Raw genomic sequence first — 18,131 nt, 5'->3', positions numbered from 1 at the left:
AAAACTTCCCATTATGATACTAATCACAATGGGAAGTTTTTCCCTTTTCTGTCTCAACAAACTGCGGTAAATGTTTGTGGACTATACCCCTCCGGTTAGGGGGTATTCTCCCAGCTCTGTATGGATACAAACGGGCAAGATCGCAACAGAAACAACATTTCGCCCTGTGTTGCCCCCTGTAAAGGTGGGGCAGGGTTGCTAAAAATAGCGATCGAGGTGAGTGAAAACATCTGCGAGTTTCCGATTGTGTCGGTACACTATGAAATTGAGGTTGTAACGGGCATCAAAGTGGAAATTTTCGGACACATTCGGAAAAGAACACACAGCTCTTCTTCCAAACACGATCACTCTATTGTGAGGAGATAAAACAGTGACGATTCGCGTAGGAATCAACGGCTTTGGCCGCATCGGACATAACTTCTACCGTGCTCTGACCGAGCGTGGTGCTGACGTTGAGGTCGTAGCTATCAATGACCTTACGGACAACCACACGCTTTCCCACCTTCTTAAATACGACTCTATCTTGGGTCGCTTGGGCAAGGATGTTACCTACGACGATGAGTCCATCACGGTTGATGGCCACCGCATCATCGTCACTGCAGAGCGCGATCCTAAGGATCTGAAGTGGGGCGAGTGGGGCGTAGACATCGTTATTGAGTCCACAGGTTTCTTCACCGATGCTCACGCCGCTCAGGCACACATCGAGGCTGGAGCAAAGAAAGTTATCATTTCCGCTCCTGCAAAGAACGAAGACGCCACCTTCGTTGTCGGTGTTAACCACACTGACTACGACCCGGCCAATCACCACATCATTTCTAACGCTTCTTGCACCACCAACTGCTTGGCACCTATGGCCAAGGTCTTGGATGAGAAGTTCGGTATCGAGAACGGCCTGATGACCACCGTTCACGCTTACACCGGCGATCAGCGTCTCCACGATGCTCCACACCGTGATCTGCGTCGTGCGCGTGCTGCTGCACAGAACATTGTTCCGACGTCCACGGGCGCTGCAAAGGCTGTTGCACTGGTTCTTCCTCAGCTGAAGGGCAAGCTCGATGGTTACGCACTTCGAGTTCCTGTGATCACCGGGTCCGCAACCGACTTGACCTTCTACGCTTCCAAGGAAGTTTCCGTTGAGGCAGTCAACGCTGCGATCAAGGAAGCTGCTGAGGGTGAGCTCAAGGGTGTTCTTGCTTACACCGAGGACCCAATCGTCTCCACCGACATCGTGACCGATCCTCACGCATCGATCTTCGACTCTGGCCTGACCAAGGTTATTGGCAACCAGGTCAAGGTTGTTTCGTGGTACGACAACGAGTGGGGTTACTCTAACCAGCTCGTTACCCTGACCGAGTATGTCGGCGAGTGTCTCTAAGCTTTCGATATAGAGCCAACTATGGCTCGTCTAACCCTGTAGCCCGGGGTGTGCCTCCCCGTGGTGCACCCCGGGCTATTTTGGGAGCATTATGCTTTGGTAGCGTGCCTATACGAGGGCTGCTTTATCCAAATGCAGCACTGCAGCACAAACGACGAAACGGAAGAATCAATGACTGTAAAGACCTTGAAAGACCTGATGGCTGAAGGCGTGGAAGGACGGCACGTTCTCGTACGCTCGGATTTCAACGTTCCGCTTAACGACGCACGCGAGATCACAGATGCCGGGCGTATCACCGCATCACTGCCTACCATTAAGACGCTGGTCGATGGCGGCGCTCGCGTGATCTTGATGGCGCACCTCGGACGTCCTAAAGGTGAAGTGAATGAGAAGTTCTCCCTCGCTCCAGTAGCAGAAGCCCTATCAGAAGCTTTGGGACAATATGTAGCTCTGGCTGCTGACGTTGTTGGTGAAGACGCTCATGAGCGTGCTAATGGCCTTAACGACGGCGACGTGCTCCTGTTGGAAAACGTTCGTTTTGATCCTCGGGAAACCTCCAAAGACGAGGCCGAGCGCGGAGAGTTCGCAGATCGGCTTGTTGCACTAGCAGCAGAAAACGGCGCATTTGTCTCGGATGGATTCGGCGTGGTTCACCGAGCACAGGCATCAGTCTACGATGTTGCCAAGCGTCTTCCTCATTACGCAGGCACGTTGGTGGAGAAAGAAATCACTGTGCTGCAGAAAGCAGTGGAGTCCCCAGGACGTCCTTACGTTGTGGTACTTGGTGGCGCCAAGGTCTCCGACAAGCTTGGTGTTATTGAAGCCCTTGCTGCTAAGGCAGACAAGCTCATCATCGGTGGCGGAATGTGCTACACGTTCCTCGCTGCGCAGGGTATCAACGTGCAGAAGTCGCTTTTGCAGGAAGACCAGATCGAGAACTGCCAGCGTTTGTTGGAAGAACACGGAGAGAAGCTCGTTCTTCCAGTGGACCTCATCGCAGCAGACACGTTTGCAGCAGATGCAGAGAAAACTGTGGTGGCTCTCGACGGAATCCCAGAGGGCTGGCAGTCACTTGACGTAGGACCTGAGACTGTAAAGCGCTATGCAGAGGTGCTGTCTACTGCTAAGACCATCTTCTGGAATGGCCCGACGGGTGTCTTTGAGTTCCCTGCATTCGCCGCAGGAACTCAAGGCGTTGCGGAATCCATCATTGAGGCGACCGCTCACGGCGCATTCTCCGTTGTAGGCGGCGGCGACTCTGCTGCTGCAGTGCGCCTACTGGGACTTGATGAGGACGGCTTTAGCCATATCTCTACTGGTGGTGGAGCGTCTCTAGAATTCCTGGAAGGCAAAGAATTACCTGGCGTTGCAGTCTTGGAAAGCTAGTTCTACGTCTTTTTAACGCTTGATGTGGTGCAGTGCAGCTCAACTAAAAGCCCGTAGCCTGCACCACTAGTTTTCTAGCGGGTCAACACTGATTTTGTAATAGAAAGGGAACCTTTCCAATGGAACGTACGCCGCTCATCGCTGGTAACTGGAAGATGAATTTAGACCACATGAAAGCTGTGGCAACAGTTCAGAAGCTAGCATTCGCGCTTCCTAAGGAGTATTACGAGAAAGTCGACGTCGCAGTCACCGTGCCTTTTACAGATCTGCGTTCTGTCCAGACTGTGGTTGATGGCGATAAGCTTCGGATCACCTATGGTGCTCAAGACGTATCAGAGCACGAATCCGGTGCTTATACCGGCGAGATCTCTGCCGATATGCTTGCCAAGCTCGGTTGCACATGGGTTGTGGTTGGTCACTCGGAACGTCGTGAATACCATGGCGAGTCATCGAAGCTTGTTGCTGCGAAGGCTAAGGCAGCGCTGGGCAAAGGCATAAGCCCGATCGTTTGTGTCGGTGAGCCTCTGGAGATCCGGGAAGCCGGCACTCACGTAGATTTTGTTGTGGAACAAACCCGTGAATCGCTTGCAGGCCTGACTGAAGAGGAGCTTGCTAAGACCGTTATCGCGTATGAGCCAGTGTGGGCAATCGGTACTGGCAAGGTCGCTTCTGCCGCTGATGCTCAAGAGGTGTGTAAAGCAATCCGTGGTTTGGTTCAAGAACTTGCCAATGAGGAAATCGCCGCAGGAATTCGTATCCTTTACGGCGGTTCTGTAAAAGAGGAAACGGTCGCAGAGATAGTCGGACAGCCCGACGTAGATGGCGGCCTTGTCGGCGGTGCTTCCCTTGATGGCGAGGCATTTGCCAAACTTGCTGCCAACGCAGCGACCGGTCTTTAAAAAGCGGCCTTGAAAAATAAGTAGTGAGCCTTTAGCGGCCCACCTTATGAAAGAAAGCACCGTCATCATGTAGTGGCGGTGCTTTTGCACTGTATAACGTGAGGAGCTTGAGCTTCATGCCTGTAAAAGCTACATCTGCAGGTCCACTATCCGAACAGCTTGTTGAGGATATACGCTTTCTAGGCGCTCTTTTGGGGGAGGTGATCAAGGAACAAGAGGGGACAGCCGCCTTTGATCGAGTTGAGGCAGCGCGACAGCTGGCTTTTAAAATCTCGCGCAAAGACGCACAAGTTGAAGACTTAGTGTCATTGCTCAAAGACATTTCAGCAGCAGACGCTATTCCGATCATTAGGGCGTTTAGCCATTTTGCGCTGCTAGCAAACATGGTGGAGGACCTGCACGATGAACTGGGTAGACTCCGGCGACAAGAAGCTGGTGAACAGGATCCAGATTCCACTTTGGGCGCGACTTGGAAAAAGCTTGCTCAGGCTGGAGTAACAAGCGAAGAAGTATCCGGTTTGCTGAAGAACTTTCAAGTTGCTCCGGTTCTTACTGCTCACCCTACGGAAACCCGTAGACGTACGATTTTTGATGCGCAAGAACATATGACGGCTTTGCTCAAAGAACGTCATGCGATCCTTAGCACAGATCCAAATGCGCTGACAGCTGCACGGCTGGAAGAGAATACTCGTCGGATTCGCCGGTGGCTGACTCTCATCTGGCAGACCGCGCTTATCAGAGTTGCCCGCCCTAGGATCGAGGACGAGGTAGAGGTTGGGCTGCGATACTATAAGCTCTCCTTGCTTACTGCGATTCCTGAGATCAATAAGCAAGTGGCGGATCATATTCAGCGAGAATATGGCGTTAGCTCCGACGACGCTCTGCGCTCCCTATTAATTAAACCGGGAAGCTGGATCGGCGGCGATCATGACGGTAACCCGTATGTCACTGCGGAAACTCTGCACTATGCAACGACGCGCGCTGCCGAGACCGTATTAAAGTTTTATGTACGCGAACTGCATCAGCTTGAACATGAGTTATCACTGTCGGATAGGTTGACTGATGTGAGCCCGGCTCTGCGCGAGCTTGCTGATTTAGGGCATAACGACGTGCCATCGCGGGTTGATGAGCCTTATCGTCGCGCTGTCCACGGTGTGCGTGGCAGGGTACTTGCGACGCTAGCCTCTCGGATTGGCACAGAAGCGGTAGAAGGCTCGTGGTATACCCGCCATGCTGCTTATTCTGACCCAGATGAGCTTGCGGCAGATTTGAATGTCATTGATGCTTCCCTGCGGAGAACGCACGATGAACTCATCGCAGATGATCGCTTACTGCGTATCAGAACAGCCGTATCAAGTTTTGGTTTCCATCTCTACTCGATGGATTTACGCCAAAATTCTGAAAGCTATGAGGACGTGCTTACCGAGCTCTTTGAACGAGCCCACGTAACCAAGCACTATCGCGAATTGGATGAGAGCGAAAAGATCCGCGTTTTGACCGCTGAGCTATCATCACCACGACCCCTCATACCGCGCGATGGCGGGCCATATAGCGAGGTAACCCAGCGGGAGCTCGACATTATTGCTGAGGCAAAGCGTGCAGTGGATGCCTTTGGCACAATGATGCTCCCGCATTCCATTATTTCGATGGCGGAATCTGCGAGCGATATTCTCGAGCCGATGGTCCTACTGAAAGAATTCGGATTAATCCGCATTCAGGAAGGGCAACTCACCGGACACATTGATGTCATACCTCTTTTTGAAACAATCGATGATTTGCAAAATGGTGCAAAGATTCTTCAAGATCTCTGGCAGATACCGTTGTATCGCAGTTATTTGGAGCAACGGGACAACCTCCAGGAGGTCATGCTCGGCTATTCCGATTCCAATAAGGATGGTGGCTACCTCGCCGCAAACTGGGCGCTATATGCTGCAGAAACTGACCTAGTAAGTATGTGTAAACAGCACGGCGTAGCGTTGAGGCTTTTCCACGGCCGCGGTGGAACTGTGGGCCGCGGTGGTGGGCCCTCTTATGACGCAATCCTTGCTCAGCCGCACGGTGCGGTGCAGGGCAGCGTGCGCGTTACGGAGCAAGGCGAGATCATTTCGGCAAAATATGGTTCGGTGGGCGCAGCTCGTCGTAACCTGGAAGCCTTGGCCTCAGCCACGCTGGAAGCATCGCTGCTCACAATCGATCAGGTAGAAGAGCAATATCCCGGGGCGTATGAGATTATGGGCGAAATCTCGCGCTTGAGCCAGCAAAAGTATTCGAGGCTTGCTCATGAAGACCCTGGATTTATTGAGTACTTCACATCCTCGACTCCTTTGGAAGAGATAGGCGACCTCAACATCGGCTCGCGTCCTTCATCGCGAAAACAGACCAAAAGCATCGACGATTTACGTGCAATCCCATGGGTGCTTAGCTGGTCACAGTCCCGTGTCATGCTTCCTGGCTGGTACGGAGTAGGCAGTGCTTTGCATGAGTGGGTAGAAAAAGGCTGCGTGCGCACAGCGGAACTCTCAGTAGATGAGCGCCTTGCTATCTTGCAGGAACTTAATGCTTCCTGGCCGTTCTTCTCTTCTGTGTTATCCAATATGGCGCAGGTGATGAGCAAAGCTGAGATGCAACTCGCCAAGCTCTATTCGGGATTAGTAGCGGATCAGGAAGCTGCAAACAGGATATTTGCTGACATCTCTGCAGAATTCGATCTCACTAAGACGATGTTCCTCAAGATCACCGGTTTCTCCGGGCTTCTCGACGACAACCCGATGCTTGCACGATCAGTTCGCTCGCGCTATCCGTATCTGTTGCCACTTAATACACTGCAACTTGAAATGCTGCGTAGGTATCGCGAGGGCGATACTGACCCAAAGGTGGTGCATGGTATTCGTTTGGCCATGAACGGCTTGGCTACCGCGCTGAGAAATTCTGGTTAGCTCTTAGCGATTGAAAGTGAGTTCCTGAACTTAGGTGGTGTATAGTTGCCTCGAGAAAAGGAACTCTAGTTCTGATAAAAGTACTTTTGTTAACAATTAAGGAAATCCATGGCACTTGCACTTCAGATCATTTTGGTCATCTCTTGCGTGCTGATGACCGTGTTCGTGCTGCTACATAAGGGCAAGGGCGGCGGACTTTCGAGCCTCTTCGGCGGTGGCGTTCAGTCCAACCTATCTGGTTCCACTGTGGTGGAAAAGAACCTTGACCGGGTCACTATTTTCATGGGCATCATCTGGATTGCCTGCATCGTAGGACTAAACCTGATTCAGGCTTACGCTCGCTAATAGTGAGATAGCACGAAGAAAAGCGTCGGTAAGTGATTACCGACGCTTTTTGTCTGCTCAAGGAGGCTTAAGGAGCCGCATCCTGAGCGACAATGAGCAGGGTTTCTTGGGCACCACGTGCGCCTGCAGCCGGCCAATCAAGAGGATTCGATCCAACGGCTACATGATGGGCGGCCTCTGCCTTTTCAGCCCCCGCAACAAGTAACCACACACGCTGAGCGCGGGCGATCGCTGGAAACGTAAGGGTTGCCCTTTCCGCTGGAGGCTTAGGAGAGTCCGTTACCGGAATGACCAAGCGAGTTTCTTCAGCAGCAGCCTCAGCGTAAGGAAATATCGAGTTGATATGACCTTCGCCTCCCATCCCGAGCAGGTGGAGATCAAACCCCTGAGGGGCATAGCTGTGGAGTACCTGTGCGTATTCTTCTGCGGCATCGGAGAGTGAAAGTTCTCCTAAACGATACCCATGGATGTTGTCTTCGGGAATATCTATACGATCTAGTAGCGCTTGCCGCGCTTGGCCCTCGTTGGACTCAGGGTCCGTGACCGGAACATTGCGCTCATCCCCAAAAAAGACATGAACTCGTGACCAGGTGATGGGGGCGTCGACAAGCTTTTCTAGCGTCCGGATACCTGCGCCGCCGCCAGTAAGGACTATGCGTACCGTGCCGTCGCCGGTTACGCCGCCAGTTTCGGCAGCAGATTGACATAAGTCAATGATCTTTTCAGCGGCTGTTTCGGCGATTGCGTCAAGATCAGATACTGGGCAAACAGTAACCATGAGGTCCCCTTTTTTTGAGGTTAGATGGTAGGGTAGCTGATTCTGCTGAGACCACGAAGCGCTCGTGCGTATGCTGCGTCGGGGTCGAGGTGCCTTAGCTCTTCTGCCAGGCAATCTGCTTGGCTGCGACGATTGATAGCAACAAGGGCTGCCTCACGTCCTGGGACTGTGACGGACAGCGTTTGCTCGTCTTCAAGAGCCTCCACGATCACAGTGCCAGATGGGCGTTCAAGTTCGATCCTACGAATCGGAATCTCTGAGAAGCCATCAGCATCAAAGGGAACAGATTCTCCCTCTGTATTGAACCGCTGAACCGAGACACCAAGGCGCTCAGAAAGCCAACCTGCGGCGAGATCGACGCTAGGACAATCAGATTCTCCATACAGTCGGACACTCTGGATCGGCTCATGAGGCGGCTGTTCCAGCGTTGATGCCAGGACTCCGCGCCACGGGGTCAAACGGGCCCAGGACACATCCGAGTCTCCTGGAGCATAGTGGTTGCGTCGGTTGTAGAGGGCGTCAACCGGCGGGTCATAATGAGCATCGGTGATCCGGCGTTGCGCAATCTTTCCGATCGGATCCTCGCTGGGGTTTATCGGGGCTGAGGTAGGCCACCATGCGACGATTGGAGTATCCGGAAGCAACAGGGGAGTAACCACGTGCACAAGGTGTTTGGCCACACGCCCACGAAGTCGGATCAAGATTATCTCCGAGGCTCCAGCATCGCCGCCAATGCGGACCTCTGCGTCGACCTGCGAGTCGCCTTCTACTGAGCCGGTGATTAATACGATGACACGAGAAGGGTGCTCTCGGGAGGAATCGTGGGTGGCATTTGTGATTGCCGTAATGTCATCCGACTCTTTGGCCACCACAATAAGGGTCAGTACTCTGCTAGTTGTGACTTGCCCACCTTTATCGCGGAGGCGGACGAGAGCCTTGGAGATCTCGCGCGTATCGGTATCGGGAAGTTCAAAGATCACTTCAGCGTCTCTTTTCTAAAAGGAAATGCGTACACAGGGGGAAAACGGAATACAACTGACACTGGTTAAGGTCGACGCCATGCGCGATCTACCCGCTCTAGCATGCGGTCTGCTGAAGCCGGGCCCCACGTTCCTGCCGCATATTCCTCTGGCTGTCCGCGCTCTGCCCAAAAATTAAGGATGGGGTCCAAGATATTCCAGCTGAGCTCAACCTCTTCATTTGTGGGGAAAAGGCTGGCCTCATCAAGGAGCGCATCTAATATCAGACGCTCGTAGGCCTCGGGAGACTCCTCGGTAAACGCTTCTGAATAGGAGAAATCCATATTCACGTCGCGTACTTCCATCGTCGAGCCTGGAACTTTAGAACCAAATCGCATCAGCATGCCTTCATCAGGTTGAACGCGAATGACCACAACGTTTTGTCCTTGGGAGTGGCGCGTGCCCTCGCTGAAAGGCTGGTGGGGAGCATCTTTGAAGACCAAAGCGATCTCAGTGACGCGTCGGCCTAAGCGCTTACCTGTGCGCAGATAGAACGGAACCCCAGCCCAGCGGCGAGAATTGATTTCCAAAGTGCACGCTGCGTAAGTCTCTGTGGTCGATTGTGGATCAAAATCGTCTTCTTCGCGCAGTCCCTTGACTAGCTCCGAGCCCTGCCATCCGCTGGCATATTGGCCGCGAGCGGTTGTCTTGGCAAAAGGACCGACAGGACGGGTTGCTCGTAACACCTTGATTTTTTCTGCCTGCAGCTGCTGTGGCGTGAAATCAATGGGTTCTTCCATCGCCACGAGGGCGAGAAGCTGGATCAGGTGATTCTGAATAACATCGCGAGCTGCTCCGATGCCGTCGTAATAGCCAGCACGGCCACCCAATCCGATATCTTCTGCCATCGTAATCTGCACATGGTCTACATAATGAGAGTTCCACAATGGGTCAAAGAGTTGGTTTGCAAAGCGGAGCGCCAGAATATTCTGGACGGTCTCTTTTCCTAGATAGTGATCGATACGAAAGACCGATTTTTCCGGGAAAACTGAGTTAATCAGGGTGTTGAGCTTACGTGCGGACTCTTGATCGTGGCCGAATGGTTTCTCTACGATCACTCGGCGCCATGAATTACCCTCAGCTTGAGCCATGCCGGAGCGCTGCAGCTGGTGACAGACATCGGAGAAATAATCTGGTGGTACAGAGAGATAGTATGCCCAGTTTCCTGCGGTTCCTTGTTCCTTATCCAAACGGCTCAAGAGTGCGGCAAGATCATCAAAGGATTGATCGTCGTCAAAGTTTCCGCGAGCAAAATGGATTCCCTCGGCCAACCTGGACCAGACGTTTTCACGAAACTCCGTACGCGCACCGGCCTTGACTGCCTCGTGTACGTAGTCCTCAAAATCTTGTTTGGACCACTCTCGGCGACCATAGCCCACTAGTGCAAAACCTGCAGGTAGCAGGCCACGGTTGGCAAGATCATAAATCGCGGGAAGGAGTTTTTTCCGCGCCAAGTCTCCGGTTACTCCGAAAATAACCATGCCGCTTGGTCCGGCAATCCGTGGAAGACGTTTGTCCTCAGAATCACGAAGCGGGTTAACCCAAGGATTCACCGATATAGGGGCCTCGGTTTGGTCTTGGTGTTCGGATATACCGAAGCCAGTAGTGTCTTCTGAAGTCACAGGTTCAATCACGTCCCTAGATTCTACCTACAAAGTAATCATTGCCCTATAGTCCGTGGCGTAGGCAGCCACAACAAAGCTTTAGTGGTGTGGAATTTATAACGTGGGATACGGAAAATTATTCCTCTGTGTCCTTGGACAACCCGTATCCCACGCTTTTAATAATGATGGCGCTTAGCTCAAGCGAGCTTTCATAGAATCGAGCAATTCATCCCACGCTGCCACGAACTTGTCGACGCCTTCTTGCTCAAGAACTGCAAAAACATCCTCGAAATCGACGCCGGCTTGAGAAATAGCAGAGAACGTCTCTTCAGCTTCCGCAGCGGTATCAGTCAACGTGTCACCTGCACCATCGTTGGCCTCTAGTACCGCGTCGATGGTTGCTTCTGGCATAGTGTTGACGGTATCCGGCCCCGCGAGTTCTGTGACATACAGCGTAGGGGAGTAGTCGGGGTTCTTAACACCAGTGGATGCCCAGAGTGGACGCTGAATATTCGCATTGTCAGGGAGCTGCGCAGCGGAAAAAAGCTCTTTGAAAACTGCGTAGGCACGACGTGCGTTGGCTACGCCAGCTTTGCCGCGCAAAGCTAGAGCCTCATCCGTTCCGATGGCTTCTAGTCGTTTGTCTACTTCCGAGTCCAACCGCGACACAAAGAAAGAGGCCACAGAGTGGATGGTGGACACGTCCAGGCCATTGTCTGCTGCGCGGTTGATGCCTTCAACGTATGCGGCGATAACCTCGCGGTAGCGGGCCACGGAGAAAATAAGGGTGACGTTAACGCTGATGCCTTCTGCGAGTGCGCCGGCTATCGCGGGTAGGGAACCGGCAGTTGCTGGAATTTTGATCATGACGTTGGGGCGGCCTACCTGCTTCCACAGCTCACGTGCTTGAGCGAGGGTGGCTTCGCGATCTTCGGAGATACGGGGGTCTACTTCGATGCTTACCCTTCCGTCAGCGCCGTGGGAAGACTCGTAGATATCAGCAAAAATATCGCATGCTTGCTGTACATCTTGGATGCTCATCGCGTAGACAGCCTCGTCGACGCCAACAGCGCGAGCCTTGAGATCCGCAATCTGTGCGTCATAAGCGGTGCCTTTACTCATCGCCGCAGCGAAGATCGCTGGATTGGTTGTTACTCCAACGATGGACTTAGTGGTGATGAGTTCGGAGAGATTTCCAGAGGTAATACGTTCACGTGAGAGATCATCTAGCCAGGTAGAAGTTCCTGCTTGTGCAAGTACGTCGATTGCATTCATGTGGGGTACCAGTTTCTTTGTGAAAGTGGGGAGCTGAAACGAGTGCGTAAGCCGCATACATCTATGAGGTTGTATGCGGCTTACATGGGATCTAGTTAGGTTGTGATGACTTTAACTTTAGGCGTTCAGAGAATCGTGTGCTGCTGCGACGACGGCATCAGTGGTGATACCAAATTCCTCAAAGAGCTTTTCATAAGGTGCGGATGCGCCGAAGTGCTCAAGAGAAACTGCGCGTCCGCGAGTGCCGAGGTGCCTGTACCAGGGCAATGCGAGACCAGCCTCGACAGAGACACGAGCAGTAACCTCAGACGGCAAAATGGATTCTTGATAGTCGCGGTCTTGTTCCTCGAACCAGTCAAGGCAAGGAACGGAGACTACACGAGTGGCAATTCCTTCTGCTTCTAGGCGTTGAGCAGCTTCAACTGCTAGCTGAACCTCAGAGCCGCTGGCCATCACGATGACGTCAGGAGTAGCCTTGGATGCCTCCACGAGGACATAAGCGCCTCGCTGTACTCCCTCGCGTGCCTTCTGCTTGGTGCCTTCCAAAACCGGAACATTTTGGCGGGTTAGTGCGAGGCCTTTGGGGCCTTCCTTATACATCAGAGCCGCGCGCCATGCCGCTGCTGTCTCATTAGCATCGGCGGGACGCAGCATGGATACGCCAGGAATTGCTCGGAGCGCAGCCATCTGCTCGATAGGCTGATGCGTAGGTCCGTCTTCTCCCAAACCGATGGAATCGTGGGTCCATACGTAGTAAGCGTCAGTGCCCATGAGAGCCGCGAGGCGAACTGCCGGACGCATGTAATCGGAGAAGATTAAGAAGGTTCCGGCATAGGGGCGTGTGGGCCCATGGAGCGAGATTCCGTTGACGATCGCACCCATGGCGTGTTCCCGAATTCCGAAGTGCAGGTTACGGCCATAAGGATCGGTCGACCACGTATCAGTAGTGATAGAAGTAGGGCCGAAAGATGGCTCGCCTTTGATCACCGTGTTATTGGAGCCTGCGAGATCCGCGGAGCCACCCCATAGTTCGGGCATGGTCTTGCCTAGAGCCTGAAGCGTAGCCTCGGAAGCCTTACGGGTGGCTACGCCCTTGTTGTCTGGTTCCCAAGTGGGCAGTTCGGCGTCGAAACCCTCAGGGAGTTCCCGACGAGAAAGACGGTCAAACAAGGCCTTGTTTTCTGGGTTCGCAGCGGCCCACGCGTCGAATTTCTCCTGCCAAGCTGCGCGAATATCTGCGCTGCGAGCAGAAAGTTTACGCGTGTGCTCTATGACGCTCTCGGCTACGTCGAAAGATTTCTCAGGGTCGAAGCCCAAAACTTCCTTTGTTGCGGCAACTTCTTCCTCTCCTAAAGCCGCACCGTGAACAGCTCCACTGTTCATCTTTGTCGGAGCAGGATAACCGATCACAGTGCGAAGCCGGATGAACGTGGGGCGCGTGGTGTCGGCTTTGGCTTCCGCTACAGCTTTTTCGATGGACGCGATATCCTCGCCGCCCTCGATTTCAATGACCTGCCAGTTGTATGCACGGTAGCGTTCCACAACGTTTTCGTTGAAAGCGATTTCCGTGTCTTCCTCAATGGAGATGTGGTTGTCATCCCAGAAAACAATGAGGTTGCCCAGTTGCTGAGTTCCGGCTAGTGAGCTGGCTTCTGCAGTCACGCCTTCCTGCAGGTCGCCGTCAGAAGCAATAACGTATACATAATGATCGAAAGGCGAGGTTCTGGCCTCTGCTTGCGGATCAAAAAGCCCACGCTCGCGTCGAGAAGCCATGGCCATGCCAACAGCAGACGCCAAGCCCTGTCCTAGCGGACCCGTGGTAATTTCTACGCCCTTTGTATGGCGGTATTCCGGGTGTCCAGGAGTAAGTGCACCCCACGTGCGTAGGGCTTTCAGATCATCTAGCTCTAGGCCAAAACCACCTAAGTATAGCTGAATGTACTGAGTAAGCGAGCTGTGTCCGCAGGACAAAACAAAGCGATCTCGGCCAGTCCATTCGGTATCAGCGGGATCATGGTGCATGATGCGCTGGTAGAGGGTGTAGGCCAGAGGAGCCAAGCTCATAGCGGTTCCGGGATGGCCCGATCCACACTTTTGGACGGCGTCTGCCGCGAGCACACGTGCGGTATCGACTGCCAAAGTATCTACCTCAGACCAGCCGTCAGGGTAGTGGGGGGTTGTCAAAGCCTTGAGCTCTGGAGACAAAGTCACGTAGTCCGTCCTTAAAATCGCGTAGGTCTTTGTTGCTGAAGCATAAGCAAGTGCAAGGGGCCAAAGCGCCCTTAACTTTTGTTACCTCTTCCTACCTTAATAGCGATAATTATCCAGGAGGGCAATGAGTGTGAGTTATTTGGCAGAAGCAGCGAAATAGATGTCATCAGAGGATAGCTTTTCGACGTCCCCTCCAACCCCCACAATTCACATAGCTACGGGGCCACCATCTCCACCTATGGGGTGTCGATGTGGGGAAAAAACGAATGGACGTTAGACTTGTGGGGCTACACGCTTGCTGTATGAGAACCAGCCGGTGATGGGCACATCCTGTTTTACGCATATTTCTGTTGGAGGACTCCCTTGGAGAAGATCAAGGCCTATATCGCGCTGACAAAGCCAAGGGTCATTGAGCTCCTATTGGTTGCAACCATTCCAGCCATGCTCCAAGCGGACCGTGGACACAGCAACATTGGGCTGATTCTGCTTACTCTTTTAGGCGGTTGGATGGGAGCCGCGGCGGCTAACACCTTTAATATGGTCGCCGACTCGGACATCGATCAGAAAATGGGTCGCACACGTGCACGGCCGTTGGTTAAACACACTGTGAGTAATCGACATGCCAGCATCTTTGCGTGGATTCTCACGGTGACGAGCTTCCTGTGGCTCTGGTTGCTGTGCGATTCTTTGCTTGCAGGTTTGTTTGTCATGTTGACAATCTTCTTTTACATTTTTGTCTACACCAAGCATCTCAAGCGTAAAACCCACCTGAATATTGTGTGGGGCGGGGCGGCTGGATGTATGCCCGTTGTTGTCGGTTGGGCCGTGATTACAGATAATGCGCCGGTGGGAACCCCAGCGCAATGGTGGCAAGCGATTGTCTTGTTCTTGATTATCTTCTTCTGGACACCTCCGCATACATGGGCACTGGCCATGAAATACAAGGATGACTATGCGCGAGCCGGAGTCCCGATGCTTCCCGTGGTCAGAGAACCTGTAGAAGTGACGCGCCAAATCGTGTGGTACACGTGGGCCACTGTGATCACAACGTTCCTCATCATTCCTGCAGCAGGTTGGATTTACGGGAGCATAGCTGTGATCTCCGGAATCTGGTTCCTCATTATGGCGATCCGATTGCACCAAGGCATTAAAGCCGGCGGCGAGGTCAAACCGCTCAAGCTGTTTATTCTTTCCAACAACTATCTGTCGATACTCTTTGTAGGCTTGTCACTCGATGCGGTTTTAGGACTAGAAACTGTTGGACAGATGCTGGGTTGGGTAACAACCTTCTTCTAAGAAAGACCTCTTGCATCCTCTACCGCGGAAATAATGCGATAACGCGGTGAGACTACCTGATGTTGAAAGCTCATACACAAGGCGGGGTGTTGCAGACCACTACAGTGGTTTTGCAACACCCCGCCTTTCTTATGCACAGAAGGCTTGCTACATCTTATTAAGCAGAGTCCGTTTCTGGTCTCCGGTCGGCGAACCTGTGACGTAGTCTCCACCGTTGACGCGTTGGATACCCGATGCCCAAAGCAAAGAGCTATAAGCAACTACTACAGAGCACATGCCAATGTGAACCGGAACCGACCAACGAGGCACACCGAGTCGGTATTGGATTACCCCTATGGCAGCTTGGATAAGAATCATCAGAATGAGCATCCAGCTGAGCTTTTGAGAACGCTGTGGTGCTAGCTGAAGAACAAGTCCCGCAGCGAGTAACACCGTAGCTGCTAGGTAAACATACATAGTCCAGGCGTGGACGTGTGCAATCCAGTCGATATCCACGTTAAGTCGGCCTTCCATGCCCACATTGCTATCGCCAGAATGCACGCCTGCGCCTGTGGTCATCGTTCCTGTTACAAGAACAAGGGTCAGCAGCGCTGCGCCCAAGGCCGCAAGCCCACGAAGCGAACTTGAGTAAGTGCGCTCAGGGGTGCCGTCGTCAGGCTCGGAGATGCGGACATACAAAATAGCCGCGAGCCATACCAGAAGGACCGACGGCAGGAAGTGGATCGCAACTGCCCACCATTTAAGATCCAGGTGGACGGAGATGCCGCCAATGACGGCCTGCACGATAATTCCGATGCCCTGAGCTAAACCATGGTTAATGATCTCTTTTCGTCGCTGCGCAGAAACTATCGAGACAAAAAGGGAAACGGCAATGGCAACAAGAACAAATGTCAGAAGCCTGTTGCCGAATTCGATTGCCTGATGCAACCACGGGGCAGCGCCTTTAACCGGGACAAGCGAGCCGGGGTGGCAATTAGGCCACGTATTGCAACCTAATCCTGAGCCGGTAACTCGGACAATCGAACCTGTTACTGTGATCGATCCTTGAGCTACAAGGAGCGCCATAGCTAGCGCACGCTGCGTAGAAATCTTTGGGGCGAGAGTACGGAACCATCCCGCATTGGCTGGTTTGTCAACGGTAGTCACGGCGTCAAAGTCTACCGAGTACGCAGAGATTAGGCGATTTTATCGGGATAACTTCAGCGTGTGATGCGCCACCTCAGTAGTTTTATGGAGAAATAATTAGCCAGCAAATTTAAACCAGCGGTTGGCCATCACAGAACCGAGCGATAACCAACCCAGCAAAATGATCACATCGGCGGTGGGGAAGGAACCACGAAAACCCGAATAGAGGCCGTCAGACAAGGCTACAGACGGGATTAGCTTTAGCCACATCGTTGGTTCCGCAGAGCCTCGAAACAAGATATAAGAGGCCACTCCGACGAGCACAACCCAAATTAAGTTAGCCAGGCCCAGAACCAGCTCGGAAGACAGGGTGCCACCCATCAGCAAACCGAGGGAGGTAAAGGCTGCTACTCCTATAAAAAAGACCAGGAGGCCTGTGGCCGCACCCGCTGCCGTGGTCGTCCACCCTAAAGCAAGTGCTACTGCCCCGAGAACCATTATCTGAATAAAACTGACCGAGAGAACACCCAGGACTTTGCCTGAAACGATCGTCCATGCAGGAACGCCGCTTGCACCAGTTCGCTGGAGAGCGCCGTAACGACGATCAAATGCCAGGGAGATGGCTTGACCGGTAAAACCTGAGCTCATGGAGGCGAGCGCAAGCATCATGGGAAAGCCCTTGGTCAGGGGGTTGGGATCGTCGAGAAGCGGTAGATAGGCCAGTGCCAGGAGCATTCCGAGGGGAATAATAAAGCTGAGAAGCTGTTGTTCTCCGTGCCTTAGGAATAATTTGGCCTCAACAAAACCCTGCGACCATACCATGCGTGCAATGCTGGCCCGTTGTGGATTGGGAGTGAATGTTCCAGGAGGGAAAAAATCAGCCGAAAGTGTGCTTTCTTGATGGGGATGTGGTGTCACGTTAACTCCTCAGCTCACGGCCGGTTAAGTCTAAAAATATGTCCTCAAGGCTTTTCGTCCTGGTTTCCCAAGACGTGATAAGAACGCTTTCTTTTGCTGCGGCTGCAGAGATCCTAGCGAGGGTATCGGGGGATAGTTCGCCAGTGATGCCGTAATGAAGCGGCTTAATTTCCTGTACCGCAAGGTCTTTGAGGGAGTTGCTGCTCAGAGGAAGCGGAGTCGAAGTGGAAAAGACTGCGGAGGTTCCGCTCTTCTCGTTTGCGCGGAGTTCCTCTGTGGTTCCTTCTGCGACCAGTTGCCCTTGATTTATAATCGCGACTCGATCCGCCAGGGCTTGGGCCTCATCCATGAGGTGCGTGGTGAGGATGACTGTGACACCGTCCGTTTTTAGGGAGCGGATGAGTTTCCATACGACAAGGCGGGATTGGGCATCCATGCCTGCGGTTGGTTCGTCCAGAAAAACGAGCTGTGGCCTGCCGACTAAGGCAAGTGCTAGGGATAACCGCTGCTTTTGCCCGCCAGAGAGGCGTCGATACGTTGTAGTGCGGTGTGAGTCCAGGCCTAGTACATGAAGCAGCCAGTCTGTGTCGAGCGGGTCTTTGCTGTAGGACGCAGTGAGGTTAAGCATCTCCTGCACGCGGATACCCGAATAGGAGCCCCCTCCTTGCAGCATTATTCCGACTTTCTGACGCACCGCATCGGGGTGTTGTGCTGGATCGATGCCAAGCACGCAGATGCTACCTGAAGTTGGTTTTTGAAACCCCTCGCACATCTCAATGGTGGTTGTTTTACCCGCACCATTGGGGCCTAGGAAAGCTAGCACCTGGCCTGGGTAAGCCCGAAGGCTTAAACCTGCAACGGCTTCCTTCGTGCCAAAACGCTTGACCACTTGAGTTAACTCAAGAACAGGAGAAGAAGACGCAGTTGGCTCGGAAGAAGTCGAGTTGAACGTAGTCACACTAGA

At 53.0% G+C, this 18,131-nt stretch carries 14 protein-coding genes; 6 read left to right on the top strand and 8 right to left on the bottom strand.

The window, feature by feature from the left end; genetic code table 11:
* Positions 1-370 precede the first annotated feature (370 nt).
* The 5 genes from gap to secG all read left to right on the top strand — a co-directional run bounded on the left by gap (position 371) and on the right by secG (position 6,941).
* Entirely contained in the window at positions 371-1,375 is a 1,005-nt protein-coding gene (gap, locus tag CBE74_RS18900) for a type I glyceraldehyde-3-phosphate dehydrogenase (RefSeq protein WP_087454025.1), read from the top strand.
* 171 nt (positions 1,376-1,546) lie between these two features.
* Positions 1,547-2,761, top strand: a complete 1,215-nt coding sequence (locus CBE74_RS18895; RefSeq protein ID WP_087454024.1) for a phosphoglycerate kinase — start codon at positions 1,547-1,549, stop codon at positions 2,759-2,761.
* Positions 2,762-2,880: 119 nt separating this feature from the next.
* Entirely contained in the window at positions 2,881-3,660 is a 780-nt protein-coding gene (tpiA, locus tag CBE74_RS18890; protein ID WP_087454023.1) for a triose-phosphate isomerase, read from the top strand.
* A gap of 116 nt (positions 3,661-3,776) precedes the next feature.
* The gene (gene ppc, locus CBE74_RS18885) at positions 3,777-6,596 is read left to right on the top strand and encodes a phosphoenolpyruvate carboxylase (protein WP_087454022.1); all 2,820 of its coding nucleotides are present in this window, start codon (positions 3,777-3,779) and stop codon (positions 6,594-6,596) included.
* Positions 6,597-6,704: 108 nt separating this feature from the next.
* Positions 6,705-6,941: a preprotein translocase subunit SecG gene (gene secG / locus CBE74_RS18880; RefSeq protein ID WP_013241961.1), complete on the top strand. Its 237-nt coding sequence runs from the start codon at positions 6,705-6,707 to the stop codon at positions 6,939-6,941.
* 67 nt (positions 6,942-7,008) lie between these two features.
* Here secG and pgl read toward each other — a convergent pair whose 3' ends face one another.
* From pgl to tkt, 5 genes are all read right to left on the bottom strand, one after another.
* Positions 7,009-7,719, bottom strand: a complete 711-nt coding sequence (gene pgl / locus CBE74_RS18875) for a 6-phosphogluconolactonase (protein WP_087454021.1) — start codon at positions 7,717-7,719, stop codon at positions 7,009-7,011.
* Between the two features lie 20 nt (positions 7,720-7,739).
* On the bottom strand, positions 7,740-8,699 hold the full coding sequence (locus tag CBE74_RS18870) for a glucose-6-phosphate dehydrogenase assembly protein OpcA (RefSeq protein ID WP_087454020.1): 960 nt from the start codon (positions 8,697-8,699) through the stop codon (positions 7,740-7,742).
* Between the two features lie 65 nt (positions 8,700-8,764).
* Positions 8,765-10,330 carry a glucose-6-phosphate dehydrogenase gene (gene zwf, locus CBE74_RS18865; protein WP_225870104.1) on the bottom strand — a complete coding sequence of 522 codons (1,566 nt, stop codon included), beginning with the start codon at positions 10,328-10,330 and terminating at the stop codon, positions 8,765-8,767.
* 204 nt (positions 10,331-10,534) lie between these two features.
* Positions 10,535-11,617, bottom strand: coding sequence for a transaldolase (gene tal / locus CBE74_RS18860; protein WP_087454019.1), 1,083 nt, complete (start codon positions 11,615-11,617; stop codon positions 10,535-10,537).
* A gap of 117 nt (positions 11,618-11,734) precedes the next feature.
* Positions 11,735-13,828, bottom strand: a complete 2,094-nt coding sequence (tkt, locus tag CBE74_RS18855; protein ID WP_087454018.1) for a transketolase — start codon at positions 13,826-13,828, stop codon at positions 11,735-11,737.
* A 363-nt stretch (positions 13,829-14,191) separates the two neighbouring features.
* On the opposite strand from tkt, the gene CBE74_RS18850 reads away from it, so the two are divergent.
* Positions 14,192-15,124, top strand: coding sequence for a heme o synthase (locus CBE74_RS18850; RefSeq protein ID WP_087454017.1), 933 nt, complete (start codon positions 14,192-14,194; stop codon positions 15,122-15,124).
* 147 nt (positions 15,125-15,271) lie between these two features.
* Here CBE74_RS18850 and CBE74_RS18845 read toward each other — a convergent pair whose 3' ends face one another.
* The 3 genes from CBE74_RS18845 to CBE74_RS18835 form a co-directional block, all read right to left on the bottom strand.
* A complete protein-coding gene (locus CBE74_RS18845; RefSeq protein ID WP_087454016.1) occupies positions 15,272-16,270 on the bottom strand; it encodes a COX15/CtaA family protein in 999 nt (332 codons plus the stop codon).
* A gap of 96 nt (positions 16,271-16,366) precedes the next feature.
* Positions 16,367-17,167 carry an ABC transporter permease gene (locus CBE74_RS18840; RefSeq protein ID WP_087454015.1) on the bottom strand — a complete coding sequence of 267 codons (801 nt, stop codon included), beginning with the start codon at positions 17,165-17,167 and terminating at the stop codon, positions 16,367-16,369.
* A gap of 1 nt (position 17,168) precedes the next feature.
* Positions 17,169-18,125: an ABC transporter ATP-binding protein gene (locus CBE74_RS18835; protein WP_087454014.1), complete on the bottom strand. Its 957-nt coding sequence runs from the start codon at positions 18,123-18,125 to the stop codon at positions 17,169-17,171.
* Positions 18,126-18,131: the final 6 nt, after the last annotated feature.

This window comes from Corynebacterium silvaticum, from assembly GCF_002162115.2.
In the GTDB taxonomy this organism is placed as follows: domain Bacteria; phylum Actinomycetota; class Actinomycetes; order Mycobacteriales; family Mycobacteriaceae; genus Corynebacterium; species Corynebacterium silvaticum.
The sequence above is the reverse complement of the archived record's forward strand: the minus strand, read 5'-3'. Positions and strand labels throughout refer to the sequence as shown.